Source organism: Frankia sp. BMG5.23, from assembly GCF_000685765.2.
GTDB lineage: Bacteria > Actinomycetota > Actinomycetes > Frankiales > Frankiaceae > Frankia > Frankia casuarinae.
In genome coordinates, this window is sequence record NZ_JDWE01000018.1 from 82,266 (window position 1) to 94,472 (window position 12,207).

Annotated in this window: 11 protein-coding genes; 5 read left to right on the forward strand and 6 right to left on the reverse strand. The window is 70.8% G+C overall.

The window, feature by feature from the left end; genetic code table 11:
* The first annotated feature begins 176 nt into the window (after positions 1-176).
* Complete coding sequence (locus BMG523DRAFT_RS10875) at positions 177-716, forward strand: pyridoxamine 5'-phosphate oxidase family protein (protein ID WP_011435984.1); 540 nt, start codon at positions 177-179, stop codon at positions 714-716.
* A 28-nt stretch (positions 717-744) separates the two neighbouring features.
* Here BMG523DRAFT_RS10875 and BMG523DRAFT_RS10880 read toward each other — a convergent pair whose 3' ends face one another.
* Positions 745-1,065 (reverse strand): alcohol dehydrogenase catalytic domain-containing protein, encoded by a 321-nt coding sequence (locus BMG523DRAFT_RS10880; RefSeq protein WP_035730374.1) that lies wholly within the window; start codon positions 1,063-1,065, stop codon positions 745-747.
* Positions 1,066-1,830: 765 nt separating this feature from the next.
* Here BMG523DRAFT_RS10880 and BMG523DRAFT_RS10885 point away from each other — a divergent pair.
* Together BMG523DRAFT_RS10885 and BMG523DRAFT_RS10890 are read left to right on the forward strand one after the other, a co-directional pair.
* Complete coding sequence (locus BMG523DRAFT_RS10885; protein ID WP_011435982.1) at positions 1,831-2,301, forward strand: response regulator transcription factor; 471 nt, start codon at positions 1,831-1,833, stop codon at positions 2,299-2,301.
* 26 nt (positions 2,302-2,327) lie between these two features.
* The gene (locus tag BMG523DRAFT_RS10890; RefSeq protein WP_011435981.1) at positions 2,328-2,573 is read left to right on the forward strand and encodes a hypothetical protein; all 246 of its coding nucleotides are present in this window, start codon (positions 2,328-2,330) and stop codon (positions 2,571-2,573) included.
* A gap of 93 nt (positions 2,574-2,666) precedes the next feature.
* Here BMG523DRAFT_RS10890 and BMG523DRAFT_RS10895 read toward each other — a convergent pair whose 3' ends face one another.
* Positions 2,667-3,371, reverse strand: coding sequence for a FadR/GntR family transcriptional regulator (locus BMG523DRAFT_RS10895; protein WP_011435980.1), 705 nt, complete (start codon positions 3,369-3,371; stop codon positions 2,667-2,669).
* A gap of 280 nt (positions 3,372-3,651) precedes the next feature.
* Between BMG523DRAFT_RS10895 and BMG523DRAFT_RS10900 the strand changes: the two genes are divergently transcribed.
* Complete coding sequence (locus tag BMG523DRAFT_RS10900) at positions 3,652-4,341, forward strand: trans-aconitate 2-methyltransferase (protein ID WP_011435979.1); 690 nt, start codon at positions 3,652-3,654, stop codon at positions 4,339-4,341.
* A gap of 50 nt (positions 4,342-4,391) precedes the next feature.
* Here the strand turns inward: BMG523DRAFT_RS10900 and BMG523DRAFT_RS10905 are convergent, their stop codons facing one another.
* A complete protein-coding gene (locus BMG523DRAFT_RS10905; protein ID WP_011435978.1) occupies positions 4,392-5,852 on the reverse strand; it encodes an N-acetylmuramoyl-L-alanine amidase in 1,461 nt (486 codons plus the stop codon).
* A gap of 206 nt (positions 5,853-6,058) precedes the next feature.
* Between BMG523DRAFT_RS10905 and BMG523DRAFT_RS10910 the strand changes: the two genes are divergently transcribed.
* Positions 6,059-6,520 (forward strand): ChaB family protein, encoded by a 462-nt coding sequence (locus tag BMG523DRAFT_RS10910; protein ID WP_083494793.1) that lies wholly within the window; start codon positions 6,059-6,061, stop codon positions 6,518-6,520.
* Between the two features lie 66 nt (positions 6,521-6,586).
* Here the strand turns inward: BMG523DRAFT_RS10910 and BMG523DRAFT_RS10915 are convergent, their stop codons facing one another.
* The 3 genes from BMG523DRAFT_RS10915 to BMG523DRAFT_RS10925 all read right to left on the reverse strand — a co-directional run.
* Entirely contained in the window at positions 6,587-9,301 is a 2,715-nt protein-coding gene (locus tag BMG523DRAFT_RS10915) for an MMPL family transporter (protein WP_152987845.1), read from the reverse strand.
* 549 nt (positions 9,302-9,850) lie between these two features.
* Positions 9,851-10,846 (reverse strand): LuxR C-terminal-related transcriptional regulator, encoded by a 996-nt coding sequence (locus BMG523DRAFT_RS10920; protein WP_043591058.1) that lies wholly within the window; start codon positions 10,844-10,846, stop codon positions 9,851-9,853.
* A 181-nt stretch (positions 10,847-11,027) separates the two neighbouring features.
* The coding region (locus BMG523DRAFT_RS10925) for a DEAD/DEAH box helicase (protein ID WP_200923104.1) at positions 11,028-12,207 on the reverse strand (1,180 nt) is incomplete at its 5' end.

The following is a 12,207-nucleotide window of genomic DNA, read 5'->3' on the forward strand; positions in this document are numbered from 1 at the left end:
CGTCCCGGCCGGCCGGCGAACGCCTTCCCCGCGGACCGGTGCGGACCACCGGCAGGCCATCCCCCGGTCGGACGACCCGCGCCGGCGCGACGACCGGCCCTGCCCGCGGTCGCCCCGTCCGACTACCGTCCAGAAGTGGAGGTACGTCGACTACCCAGAACGAGGGGGATGACGCGATGACCCCGCCGAACGCGGGCGCGCCGGCGCTCGTCACCGTGGCTTCACCGACCGATCGGACCGAGCTGGCCATGCCCACGACGCAGACACCGACCCAGACCAGCGGGACCAGCATCAGGGTGGCGTTCGCCTTCGACCATGCCGGTGGCGGGGTGCTGTCCCCCGCAACCTGCCTGTGGCTGCTCGGGAACGAGCAGCTCGGCCGGGTGGCGTTCCGGGCGGATGGGGAGGTCCTCGTGCTGCCGGTGAACTACGTGATGGACGGGGAGGCGGTGGCCTTCCGGACGGCCGTGGGCTCGAAGCTGACCGCCGCGATCGAGGAGGACGCGGTTGGTTTCGAGGTCGACGGGCGCGATCCGGCGTCCCGCAGCGGCTGGAGCGTCCTGATCAATGGGAAGGCCGTGTCCGTCACCGACCCGGGCACGCTGGCCAGGCTTGAGCAGACGGGACTCAAGCCCTGGGCGGACCGCATCGAGCATCCGCACTGGGTACGGATCCTGCCCGAGTCGATGACCGGCCGGGCCGTCATCCACTCCTGACCCGCCGGCTCGAGCGGAAACCCGCGTTTCAGCGCATCACGAGACCATCGTCGATCACCACCGACTGCCTGGTAGCGTCACCGCGCGCCGCCCGGTCGCCCACGGCGACCGAGCCGACACCATCGCCCACGTCGACCACGGTGCCGCCTAGCTCGTGTCCCAGGACGAGGGGGATCGACAGGCCGGTCAGCGGATGCGGCTCGGCGTGGAAGAGGATGGGGCCGGCGTAGTGCTCGTGCAGGTCGCTGCCACAGATCCCGTTGTGGGCGACGCGAAGTTTGACGTGCCCCGGCCGGCACCCCGGTTCGGGGACCTCCTCGACCTTGACGTCCTCGCGATCTCGGTACACGGCTGCGCGCATGATCGAGGGGGCGGCGGGCCGACGCGGGCCGGCGGGCTCGGGTCGGGTCGGGTAGCTCCGACCGGGTGGCTCCAGCCGGATGTGGCTCCGATCGGGTAACTCCGACCGGGTGGTTCCGACCGGGTGGCTCCGACCGGGTGTGACCGCGGCCGCCATGGCCAGCCTGGCCTATTCCTACCGTCCACCCGCGCGGATTCCCGTGCATCCGCGCACATCATCCGCCGCCGTCCCATCTATTAACCCAGCCGGCTCATCGGATAACTCCCGAGGCCGTTTCCGCTGCCCACCATCAACCCGCTGACGTGCGGGTTTCCGCCGACCTCCAGGAATCTCCTTCGCACCCCCTCAAACCGAGGGGGACCTTGGTGCGGCGACGTGACATGACGCACCCGAAGGAGCCCCTTTCGGGGTAGCATTCAAGACTACCCTCGAACCTTCCGACTGGGGGGAGCAGTATGTTCTCACCCATGGGAGCGACACCATTGACGACCGGCCGGGGCAAGGAGATAACCTTTTCGATGTAGCCGGCAGCGGCCATCCGACGAAGACGGACGGCCAGCCTGGAGCGGAGCCGACGTGGCGGTGTGTCCACTTCACCCGCGATCGGATCATGGAAGGCATCGCACAAAGGTGGTGTACGGCTGATCCCGGGACCGACCACCCCTTCATGAATACACCGGTACGCGCCTGATTGGCCGGGGGCGCCCAGCCGGAGGTAGCCGGGTTATCGACGTGGATAGGGAGAGGAGCATAATGGGCCCAGTGGCATCGGATTCGATCCCGATGCAGGTGCGCCTGCACCGGACGATGACCCCCGCCGGCTTTGACCACGCACCGGGACCATTCGTCGCCGATGGACAGCCGCCCGACTCTCGCACGCAGCGGGAGCGGGTCCGTTTGGCCCAGATCGAGCTACTGGAGCTGAGCGCCCAGATGACGGCCCCCCATCTCCGGCGGCAGATCCTGCACATCTACTCCCTGCTGCGCAACGAACCGGTCGTCACGCCCGGCCCGCCGAAGCCGCCGCCCTTCCGCCTCACCCTGCGGGAGATGGAGGTGCTGACCCTCGTGGCCACCGGCTGCTCCAACGTCGAGGCGGCGGAGCACCTCACGATCCGCGCCGAGACCGTGAAGACCTACATGCGCAGCATCATGCGCAAGATGGGGGTCCGTAACCGTACGGCAGCCGTGCACGCCGCCCGGCAGAGCGGCCTGCTGGACTGAACCCGACCCGTGGACCGAGGCGGCCCGTGGACCCCGGCGGCGCCGGGGCCCGCGGCTCATCCGCCTACGGACACCCCAACGCCGCCGTCAGGTCGGCGGCGTTGAGCTGGCGCAGCACGGAGCAGCAGGCGTACGCCCCGCTGCGGACCACGTGGTCGACGGCGGCCGGCGAGCTGACCGAGGACATCCTGGCGCTCAAGACGGCGGTGCACGACTCCAACGGCTCGTTCCAGCAGACCGAGCAGGCCATCACCAGGACGTTCACGGTCTGAGGCACGGGGCCCCACCCCGCGCGCCCGGCCAGCCGGCCACTATCGCCGGGCAGACGATGCGCGAGGGTGGCGGCATGGACCCGGCCGGACGGCTCACCAGCCGAGGAGATCATCCGGCTGGTCGCGGAGGTAGCGGGCCATCGCGTCCTCGTGCTCGCGGCACAGCATGGCGGCGGTGTCGGCATCGCCGTCCCGCACCGCCTCCGCGATCCACCGACACTGCTCCCAGGCCAGGGCGACGCTGTCGGGGTCGAGCAGGAACGGCCGCGAGGTCGGATACCGCGACAGCGAACCGAGCACGTCCTCGAAGAGCTGAAGGGTGGGGCTGCGGGCGATCTCGGCGAGCAGCACGCCCCACTGCGCCCGGGCCCGGGCGTGGTCGCGGGCGTCCCCACCGGCGTCGGCGTCAACGAAGGTCAGCAGCCGACCCCGCTCGGCCGGATCCGGATTGAGCGCGGCGAGCCGGGCGCACTCTGTGGTGATGAGGGCGTGGGTCGCGCTGAGGTCGGCGAACGAGGCCCGACGGGTGCGCAGGAAGACCGACGCCATGTGGGCGACCCCGGCCGCGTCCGGCCGCTGTCCGTACAGACCGCCGTGATGACCCCGGCGGACGGTGAGGATCCCCTCGGCCTGCAACAGCCGCACCGCCTGACGCAGCGACGGCCGGCTGACGCCGAGCCGGGCCAGCAGCTCGTTCTCCTGGCCAAGGTACAGGTCGCCGTCCTGCCGGCTGAGAATCTCCTCCCGCAGGACATGGGCGACCGCCGTCGCTGTGCTCACCGCGGCCACCCGTTTCATGCGTCCCTCCTCCCGAGCGTCCCTCCTCCCGAACGTGACGCCTCCCGAGACATGACGCGAACAACATCATACTTTCAGGTACCTGTGAGTTTCAGGTACCGAAGGCAACACCGTCGGCGAGATCGACGCCGACAGCGGGACGAGCGGGAGCGAACGCCGGCGTACAGGGCGCCACGAGGCCCAAGGGGCGGAGTACGGGGCGGACCTGCGGGGTGACGCACGATGTGCGGACCCGCCGGAAGCGGTGCTGCGCGGCCGGGCCCGATCGTATGATTGTTCAATGAATGAGATGCCTATCTCATATTATGAGACACCCAGCTGGGATCCCGGGACCTACGACGGGGAGCGCCGCCGGCTCGTCCCCTCCTTCGACCTGCTGTACGGATCGGTCGGCGACCTGGTGGCACGCCAGGGTGGCGCCCGACCGGCGGTGCTCGACCTCGGCGCGGGCACCGGTCTGCTGGCCGCCGCGGTCGTCGCGGCCGTCCCCGACGTCCGGTTGCACCTGTTCGACCGCGCCGCGCCGATGCTGGCCAAGGCCCAGGCGCGGCTGTCCGGCGGCCCGGTCGAGGCCGTCACCGTCGCGGACCTCGCATCCGCCCTGCCTCCCGGCCCGTTCAACGCGGTCGTCTCGGCGCTGGCCATCCACCACCTCGACGACCCCGGCAAGCGCGACCTGTTCCGCCGGGTGCGCGACGTCCTGCGGCCGGGTGGGCTGTTCGTCAACCTCGAGCAGGTCAACGGCCCAACCGCCGCCCTGACCCGGCAGTACGAGGACATGCACGAACGGCAGGCCCGGGCGGCGGGTTCGGACGACGCCGAGTGGGAGGCCGCGTTGCGGCGGATGTCCTTCGATCGGTGCGCGCCGCTCGCCGACCAGCTCGACTGGCTGGCCGACGCCGGATTCGCGCCGGTCGACTGCGTCGTCAAGCACGGCAGGTTCGCGGTCTATGCCGGCTGGCGCCCCTGAATCCGTCCACGGCCCACCCCGTCGCCCGGCGGGGCACCAGCCGGTGAGCCTCACATCAGCTGCCGGGCGACGTCCGTCCGCACACCTGCCAGGGCGGTGTAGGCCGTGCCGCCCGGACATTCGGTGGCCATCCAGTCGCGGTGCCCGCTGACGGCCGGGACGGTACGACGCCTGCCACTCACCGGATTGACGTAGTGGACGGTGCCGAGCGGGTCGAGATGATGCGCTCCGGTCAACGCGAGCAGCACCAGGACGAGCGTGCGACGGGCGGCGGCGGTGGGGATGCGCGTCCGCAGGTCACCGAGCAGCGCGACGCCGACGTTGCCGGCGTTGAAGTCCGCCACATGCGCGCCCGTCACCACGTAGCCGTCCTCCCGGTGGCCGGGAACGCTGTCCGTTCCCGACCACCGGCCCTCGTAGAGCGTGCCCGCCTCGTCGATGAGGAGGTGGTACCCGATGTCCGACCATCCCCGCTCGACCGTGTGGAAGTGGTAGATCGCCCGCACGGTGGCGGCGGGGTTCGGATCGTCGTTGGGCGTCACCGTGTGATGAACCGTGACCACCTGGCCCGGGTGGTACGTCGGTTTCCAACCGCTGCCGGACGAGGGGGACAGCCGTAGCGACTCGTCCGCGCCCCACGCGGCCCGGGGCAGGTAGCGCAGGTCAAGCGTCGCCGGCAGCCGGACGGGGGCGACCGGCGCGGCGGGGACCGCCGACACCCCGGACGCGGTCGCGACCCGGGGCGGCGGCGACGACCTGGGCGCGGCGAAGAGCCCCGGCGACCAGGCGGCGCGGGAAGCCGAAGGCGCGGAAAGGGCGGCGCGGGAAGCCGAGATCGCGGAAAGGGCGGCATAGGCGGACACAATGGGGGCCGTCAACCGCTGCAACGGCCCCGACGTCGTGTTCAGGGCGGTGGACGTCACGGACGTCGCGCCGGGTGGCAACCACAGTTCGTAGCCGGTCGCGCGGTGCGCGGCGACCAGCACGGCGGCGCTCCTCCCCCCGGCCGGCGAATCGTCCCGCTCCGCCGGACAGCCGACCGCCAGCGGCCGCCATGCGTCGAACCCACCCCCCGGCTGGCGCAGCCGGATCTCGGCGCCCCGAGAAACGGCACCGCCGGCATCGGCGGTCCCGGCGGTCCCCGTGCCGGCACCCCCGGAACCGGCCCTGCCATCCGCCGCGCGATCGTTCCCGTCACGTGTCCATCGGACCGCCACGTAACCGATGTCGAAATCCGACGTCGCGGGCCCCGCTCCCCTCGTCACGGCGGCCAGGGTCCGGGGCACGAGCACGACACGCGTCCCCGGCGCCGAGAGGGCCCGCGCTTCCGCACCGGGTCGGGCCCCCGCGTCCGCTGGCCCGGCCGGGCCAGCGGACGCGCTGCTCGGCGCGGCGGCGAGCAGCGCCTCCGCCCCTCCACCCAGACCGGCACCGGCGAGACCGAGAATTCCGCGCCGGGACAGACCGGGCTCACGGCGACGCCGACGAAACGGGTCAGCGGCATGGGACATGAGGCGTCCTTCGGGTCGTCATGGTCGAGACATTGGCACGCTACGGTAGCCGATGCCTCACTCTTTGCATCAAGGCGCCAAGAGATCCACCACGGGCCACGAGCTACCCGGCGGCAACGGGGACGGGAATACGTCCCGGCATCGAGGGAAGGTCCATAAGCATCCGCTCGGGAGGACCTGAGCATCCGTTCGGGAGGAGGAGTGCCATGGTCGGGAAGAAGCCGCGGACCGACAAGACCGACAAGAAGGCGCAGGCCGACGAGATGCGGGACGACGTTCCGTCCACCATCACCCGCTCCGACGATCAGGCCATCCGCACCTGGAAGAAGACCCACGACTCGGCGGTGGAAACCTACGGTGAGGGTGCGCGTGCCCACCGTGCGGCCTTTGCCGCGCTCAAGCACACCCACGAGAAGGTGGGGGACCGTTGGCGGCCGAAGAGTCGGCCCGGTCCCTCCGACGATCAGGCCGCCAAGCCGACGCCCGCCTCCCAGCACAGCGGGCCGACCGCCGAGGGCGTGGACGCGAACGCCTCGCTGACACACCTGCGCGCGCTCGCCCGTGAGCTCGACATCCCCGGCCGCTCGACGATGTCGAGGGACGATCTCGTCGATGCGATCAAGAAGGCCAACCGCAGGCGGACCGCGCAAGCCCGCGGCGGCGGGTAGGAGTCGTCAGCTCCCGAGGCTACCGGCCAAGGCCGAGATTGGCGTTTACTACCTAATGCGTACTACCTATGCGCTTTCGACGCGGATGTCGTCGAGTGCGAAACCCCGGATACCCATCATGGCCGGTAAGGGCCCACCGTCCGCGCGCCGCCGCGGGCGCAGGTAGTAGTGCCAGGTCGGGGCCGGCCCGACCGGCGGCCGGGCCCCTCGGGTAGGTTCTCCCCGCCCCCGCCGATAAATGATCTTCGTCGTCATGCGGTTGCCGGGGTCGGAGTGTCCCCCGGGGTCGGGGGGTCCCCCGGGCCCCGGGTCCCCCGCGTGCGAGGCCGCTTCGTCGCCGCCCTCCCGCAGGCTGAACCGCGCGTGCAGACGGCGCAGCGGCTCGGGAGCCCACCAGTTGTAGTCGCCCGCCAGGGCCATGAACGCCGGGACGAGGATCGCTCGAACGAGGGTCACGTCGAGCACGATCGACACGGTCAGCCCGATACCCACCAATTTGATCATGCTGATGTCCGACGCGGACAGCGCAACCATGACCACGATGAGAGCGAGCGCCACACTCGTGATCAGTGGACCGGTCGTCCCCAGCCCACGGGCGACGGAATCGCGGTTGTCTCCCGTCCGCAGGTACTCCTCGCGGATGCGGGCGAGCAGGAAGATCTCGTAGTCCATGCTGAGCCCGAACGCGATGAAGAACATCAGGACCGGGCTGGTCATCTCCAGCGTGCCCGACACCTGGAAGTCGCCGACCAGACCGGTCAGGTGTCCGTCCTGAAAGACGAACGCCAGCAGCCCGACGGTGGCAGCGAGGTTCAGCGTGTTGAGGAACATCGCCTTCAGCGGAAGGAGCACGCTGCCGGTGAACAGGAACAGCAGGATGAAGGTCGCCGTCATCACGACGGCGAAGGCCGGCGGCAGACTCCGCTTGATGGAATGCGAGGTGTCGAGGAAGTGCGGCGCGAGTCCGCCGATGAGGACGCCGAACGGCGCCGGTGCCGCCCGCAGCCTCCGGACCAGGTCCTTCGCCGACTCGGACAGCGGAGACCTGTCGGTCTGCCACACCGACAGCCAGGCGCCGCGGTGCGTTCCGACGTACCTCATCGCAGTCTTCGGCACCACACCGACCCGCTCGCCCCGCAGGAAGCTGCCGGTGACGGTGTCGATGCGGGCAACGCCCGGCAGCGCGGACAGGCGGGTCGCGTAGTCGGTCAGCTTCTCGGCGCTCCCCGGGTCCCGCGCGTCCACTCCGGGCACCACGATCGGAATCTGGCAGGACAGGCAGACGACGAAGTCCTCCCGCATCGCGTCGTTGACGACGTGAGCCTCCGCGGTCGCCGGCAGGACCGTGTCGTCGGCCAGCGCGAGGTCGAGGTGGCGCAGCGGGGCGGCACACAGCACCAACACGAAGATCGCGACCCCACCGAAGAACACCGGGTGGCGCATGACCCGCCGCGCCAGCGCCGACCAGCCGCGGCCAGCCGCCGAGGCCCCCACGCGGTGGCCACCGGACCGCCGGCGACCCGAGGGGCGTGACCCCGAGCGTCTCAGGCGCGACAACGCCAGCCGGACGTTGCCGCGCTCGATGCGGTCACCGAGCACCATCAGCGCCGCGGGCAGCACGAGCAGTGCGGCCACCTCCGATGCGACGACGACGATGATGCCGGCGAAGGCGAACGAACGCAGGTAATAGATCGGGAAGACCAGCGCGGCCGTCAGGGACAGCGCCACCGTCACCCCGGAGAAGAACACCGTGCGCCCGGCGGTCTCCAGCGTCCGGCGCAGCGCCGCCGCCGGGAGCAGCCCGCGGTCCCGTTCGTCCCGAAAACGTCGCAAGATGAACAGGCTGTAATCGACCGCGAGACCGAATCCGAGGGCAGTCGTCAGGTTCACCGAGAAGACCGACACGTCGGTGAGCGTGGCCGCCAGCCGCAGCAGCGCGAGACTCGACACCACCGACACCACGCCGACCAGGACCGGAAGCAGGGCGGCCAGGACCGTGCCGAAGGCGTAGAGCAGCACGAGGAACACCAGCGGAGCGGAGATCTGCTCACCGTGCGCCAGGTCGACACGGCTGCGCTCGGTCACATCACGCATGACCGCGGGCGCCCCGCCGAACCGGACCTGGACCCCCGGACCATCGTGGGCGTACCGGTCGTGCAGGGCGTTCAGGCGGTGCTGGATGCGGTCCTCGGAACCGGTGAGCCGGAACACGATCAGGGCCGACCGGCCGTCCTTCGCACGCAGCAGCGGGCTCGCCTCGTTGGGCCCGCCCGGCCAGTACGACAGCACCGAGGTCACCCCCGGCTCCGCGGCGATCCGCCCGGTGAGCTCCCGGCCCAGGCGGGCGGCGATCGGCCCGTCGATACCCGGGGCCGACGTCAGCATGATGGCGACGTCGGGGGGCGCGTCCGGGAACTCCTCGTCGAGCAGCCGCTCAGCCCGCGTCGACGGATCGCCCGGTGCGTAGAAACCACCGGTGGCGAGCTGGTCGTAGATTCCGGCATTCCACGGCAGCAGCACGACCACCAGCAGGCAGGCGGCGGCGAGTACCCTTCCCCGGTACACGACGGCCGCGTCAGCCACCATCGTGAACAGCGAACGGGGTGGTGCGCCGGTGGAGCCCGCCGACGCGGGGCCGCGGTCGGCCCAGCCCTCGTCCCGTCCGTGCGACCCCTCGTCCCGTCCGTGCGACCCCTCGTCCCGTCCGTGCGACAACGCGGCATACGTCACCCGATCGGGTCGGGATTCGCGCTGCTGCGCCGGATCAGCGAACGACGGCATGACGCTCCTTCGAGGATCTCCCGTGCCGATGGATCTCGTAACGGCCGGACGGTGGCCGCCAGCGACCACACGTCCGGGCATGGAGCACCGCATGGAGCACTGCGAGGAAGTCCCGAGCTTCCGCCTCGAAAGTAGACCCGCCTGGGGTCCTGGTTCCGAACTACCCTCGCCCGGAGGCAGAAGTGTAGCGGGAACCCGGCCACGATCGATATTCGGCCGCCGAAAGCAGGGCAACTGGAAGAATCTTCGAGGATAGGCTGCCGCCGCGGCGTAGGAGGAGTGGGCGGGAATGCCGGGAACAATCCCAAAGGTAGTAGGGCAATGCCTCAGGTCCAGCCTGAGCCTCGGCTCGCCGGCCGGGCGGCCCCGCCACTCCTGCCCGCACAACGTGAAAACGCCGCTATGGCACCGATGGCAGGCCACATCGACCCGCGGTCGAGATCCTCGTACACCGGCGCCGGGAATATACGGCGGGGTCGAATGGCCGTGACTGCCAGACCGGCAGCCACGGCCACACCCCCGGCAGGGGTCCGGTGCGGACCCCTGAGATCAGGGCAGCATTCCCATCTGGCGCGCGGCGTGTACCGCGGCCGTCCGGTTACGGACACCGAGCTTGCGCATGATGCTGCGCAGGTACGCCTTCACCGTCTCGGGCGAGACCGTCAGCCGGCGGGCCGTCTCGACGTTGGACAATCCCAACGAGACCTGGGCAAGCACCTCCAACTCGCGCGGGGTCAGCGTCAGCCGTCCGACCGTCTTCGTTTCCTCGGCGAGCAGCCCGCGCAGCAGCTCGGACACCCCGCCGATGCGACCACGCAGAAACGGATCGGCGACATGCTCGGTGACCTCCTGAAGCTCCCGATAGGCCAGCCGCAGGCTCTCCCGGGGCAGACCCGGCATCCGCGGAAACGGGACGGCCCCCGGCACCCCGCCCTGAACGGGCACCCGCCCCTCGACCGGCACCCCGCCCTGAACGGGCACCCGCCCCTCGACCGGCACCCGCCCCTCGACCGGCACCCGCCCCTGGACCGGCACCCGCCCCTGGACCGGTACCGACGGCACTCTCGACCGCGGCCCCCCACTGACGAGACCGAGTTCGCGCTCCATCAACCGGGCCACCGCCATGGCCGCGTGAATAGCCGACTCATCGAATGACAGATCCGGTTCGACAGCGGCGTACAGTACCGCGGCCACCGCGCCGTCCTCGCACACCGGCACCGCCATGATCGCACCGAGACCGGTGTCGTCGATCTCCGCGGCGGTGGATCGCAGCGCTCTTCGCGCGGCAGCTCGATCGTTGATGACGACCGGCCGGCAATGCTTGACGACCTGACCACCGATGCCCATCCCGGACGGGATCTCGACACCGATCAGCCCGGCCGGCCCCGGCCCGTCCACGTTGGTGATGGTCAGGGTGCGGGAATGGAGTGCGACCATTCCCCCGAAAGTAATGTGTGCACCCGATGAGGCCCGCAGGCGCACGAGCGCCCGAGGCAGAACAGTTTGCATACGGCTAGGAATAGCCAGTGTAAGAGTCATGAGCATCCCCTTCCCCAACCTGCCCAGACGTCGCGAATCCTAGCACCGGCTTTACAATAAGCACAAACAAATACCGACGAAACGGACTTTACATATCTGCATGAGAGTCGGGGGCCGCGGGCGCGTAGTGGACTCCGTGGCTTCATCGCCACCACCCACCAGGTTCCGGCAACGTACCAGGAAAGTGTCAGGAATGTATCGGGGAGCGCACGGCGAGCAGGTCCGTTCGGGCCATGACACGCAGCCGGGCTAACCCGGCGAGGAGCTGAAGTTCGGCGACCGAACGGGGAGAGCTGTCGAGCAGCGCCGGTGACATGACCAGCGCCGCCGCCACCTGGGCCCGGGAGATCGCGACGTTGAGCCGGTTGCGGGAGAGCAGGAAGTCCAGCCCCCGCGGCGCCTGGGCCGAGCTGGACGTGGTGAGCGAGGTGATGACGACGGCTGCCTCCTGGCCCTGGAAACGGTCCACCGTCCCGACCCGCACCCCGGGCAGGCCCGCCTTGCCCAGCGCGTGCTCGACCGCCCGCACCTGCCGGTTGTAGGGGGCGACGACGAGCAGGTCACTGCCGAGGAGCGGGCGCGGGGGCCCGCCGTCGACGAGGGTACGACCGAGCAGGTGGCGAACGATGTCACGGATCACGGCCACCTCCTCGTCCGACCGGGTGCCGTTGTCGTGATGCTCGACGTCGTGCAGGTACAGCCCGGCCGGCACACCCGCCACGGCGCGCGTCCCGGCCACCGGATGCGCGTGCAGCAGCCCCCGGTACGCCAGCGCCGACACCGGCGCGCACACGGCCGGGTGCAGCCGGCGGGTCCGGTCGAGGAAGTAGCCGAACTCGGGCGGGATCACCTCGGCGTCGCCGAGCAGATGCGACAGCGCCGATGCGTCCGCGCCGTCCGGATGGATGCCGGCCACCACCTGCGGCAGTTGCTGCGGATCGCCGAGGAGCACGAGGTTGCGGGCCGCGCCAGCCACCGCGAGGGTGTCCGCGAGCGCGAACTGCCCCGCCTCGTCGATGATCAGAACGTCGAAGGGGTCACCACGCAGCACCGGGTTCGCGAACGCCCAGGCGGTGTCCCCGACCAGGTGGCCCTCGGGGTGCTCCCGGCGCCACGCCGCGAGTGCCCGCAGATCCCGCGGACCATCCCAGGGCGGGAACATGCCCGAAGCCGCCGAAGCCGGCCTCGCCCCGGACCGCTGTTTCTTCGCGGCGGGCACCGCGGGGCGCCAGGCGGGCACGGCGTCCGCGGCCCGGGCGTCCGCGGCCCGGGCGTCCGCGGCCCGGGCATCCGCGGGCTTCGGGTCCGCCGGCGGCTGGCCGGTCGCGGCGAGCATCGCGTTCTCGATCGCCTTGTGACTGGTCGAG

Coding starts and splice junctions, on each gene's coding strand:
- BMG523DRAFT_RS10875 (WP_011435984.1), top strand. CDS start 177: ATGACCCCGCCGAACGCGGGCGCGCCGGCGCTCGTCACCGTGGCTTCA.
- BMG523DRAFT_RS10885 (WP_011435982.1), top strand. CDS start 1,831: ATGGGCCCAGTGGCATCGGATTCGATCCCGATGCAGGTGCGCCTGCAC.
- BMG523DRAFT_RS10895 (WP_011435980.1), bottom strand. CDS start 3,371: ATGAAACGGGTGGCCGCGGTGAGCACAGCGACGGCGGTCGCCCATGTC.
- BMG523DRAFT_RS10900 (WP_011435979.1), top strand. CDS start 3,652: ATGAATGAGATGCCTATCTCATATTATGAGACACCCAGCTGGGATCCC.
- BMG523DRAFT_RS10905 (WP_011435978.1), bottom strand. CDS start 5,852: ATGTCCCATGCCGCTGACCCGTTTCGTCGGCGTCGCCGTGAGCCCGGT.
- BMG523DRAFT_RS10910 (WP_083494793.1), top strand. CDS start 6,059: ATGGTCGGGAAGAAGCCGCGGACCGACAAGACCGACAAGAAGGCGCAG.
- BMG523DRAFT_RS10915 (WP_152987845.1), bottom strand. CDS start 9,301: ATGCCGTCGTTCGCTGATCCGGCGCAGCAGCGCGAATCCCGACCCGAT.
- BMG523DRAFT_RS10920 (WP_043591058.1), bottom strand. CDS start 10,846: ATGCTCATGACTCTTACACTGGCTATTCCTAGCCGTATGCAAACTGTT.